The organism is Variovorax sp. P4_D9, assembly GCF_056401695.1.
This window is the reverse complement of sequence record NZ_JBFUIU010001333.1, coordinates 1-1,683: the sequence shown is the minus strand read 5'-3', so window position 1 is coordinate 1,683 and position 1,683 is coordinate 1. Positions and strand designations below refer to the sequence as shown.

1 protein-coding gene is annotated in these 1,683 nt (G+C 65.0%); it reads right to left on the bottom strand.

Features of this window, described 5'->3' with window-relative positions; translation table 11 throughout:
- Window positions 1-618: 618 nt before the first annotated feature.
- A complete protein-coding gene (locus tag AC1DY5_RS54590; protein WP_478122523.1) occupies window positions 619-1,536 on the bottom strand; it encodes a LysR family transcriptional regulator in 918 nt (305 codons plus the stop codon).
- Window positions 1,537-1,683 lie beyond the last annotated feature (147 nt).

Sequence of the window (1,683 nt, the reverse complement as noted above, 5' to 3'; positions counted from 1 at the left end):
TTCCGATACCACGTCACCGACCTCTGGCGACGCACGCTTCGGCGGCGTAGTCAGAAGGACGGCCTGACGTGGGAACGGATGACGAAGCTCGCCGCACACTGGCTCCCGACACCCCGAATCCTTCATCCATGGCCGAACCAGCGCTTTGCCGTCAAACACCCRAGGTAGGAGCCGGATGCCCGAATCGGGCACGTCCGGATCTGTGCGGGGGGTGCCCGGTAACGGGCATCCCTACCGCGATCCAAGAGCGCGACCGACATCCTGGCCAAGGTCACGCGAGCCAAGGCCGCATTGGCACGGGTCCAAAGATAAGTACATATCTGAGTGGCGCACTACACTAGATCGGTCGATCCTCGTCATACTCGTATTTTGTGACATCCAGACCCATTCCAGTCAGTGCATGCAGAATCCTCGCGCCCACCTCGCGGAGCGGGCAGCACGAATTGCTAGACGATTTTGATCGTGCATAGGCAATGTCGAGTCATCTATGCAGACATAAATAAGGATCGCGGCACCAATCTTCTGCTCAATTTCTTCAGCAATGGATCGATCAAATCGAGGCCAGTCTCCATCTTTCGAGTTCTGGGAAAAAACGACGTGTCATTGGCGCCCGGCTGCTCAGGTCGTCGGCCGGAAGCCCGGCAGCAAGTGCATCCGGCGCTTGAGCGCCTCGATGAAGKCCGTGACCCGCGCGGGCCGGTAGATGCCGGGCGGCAGTGCGACGTGGATGCCGATGGGCTCCAGCCACCAGTTGGGCAGCACGCGCTGCACGCGGCCGGCCTTCAGGTCGTCCTGGCACATCCAGGGCGCGGCGCCGCCGATGCCGGCGCCGTTGAGGATGGCCCGGTAGCTGGACAGCAGGCTGTCGGTCTTGATCGGGGTGTCGAGCGCGACCACGCGTGCGCGCCCTGAGCGGTCGAGCAGTCGGACATTGCCCTGCACGTAGGGCACCAGGCCGACGCAGGGCAGCGAAGGCAGCCGCGCGATCGTGACCGGCCCCAGCTGCTTCACCAGCGCGGGCGTGGCGACCAGGATGCGTTCCATGGCGCCGAGCTTGCGGCTCACCAGGTCCGGGTCGCGCACCTCGCCGACGCAGATCCAGCATTCGGCGCCCGAGGCCACCAGGTCGATGACCCGGTCGGTCAACGTCAGCTCGATCCGCAGCGCGGGATGCGCCGCGCGCAGGTCGGTCACGGCGTCAGTGAGGAACCCAGTGCCGTAGCCCGAAGGCCCGATCACGCGCAGCGTGCCCTCGGGCCGGCTCTGGCCGCCCGACAAGCGATGCGACAGGCTCGACCAGCGGTCGCCGAGATCGCGCGCCTCGGCCAGCAGCGAACGGCCTTCGTCGGTGAGCGAGAAGCTGGCCGTGGTTCGCAGGGCCAGCTTGCAGCCCAGCATGCGTTCCAGTTCGAGCAGGCGGCGGCTGACCGTCGGCTGCGAGGTGTCGAGCAGGCGCGCCGCCTTGCTCAGTGACCCGCTCTCGCCAATCTTCAAGAAGGTGTCGAGGAGGTCGAGCCGGTCGTGGGTGTGCTTCATGCGCGGTACGTATAACACTTCATCGCTCCATGCGTCTACTCGAAGTGCGACTTGCTCCGTATCGTCGCTGCATGAGCACACCGAATCCCGTTGAACGCTGCGTCGGCGACACGCCGAAGGGCGGCTCCGTCCTTGGCTTCTATGCAC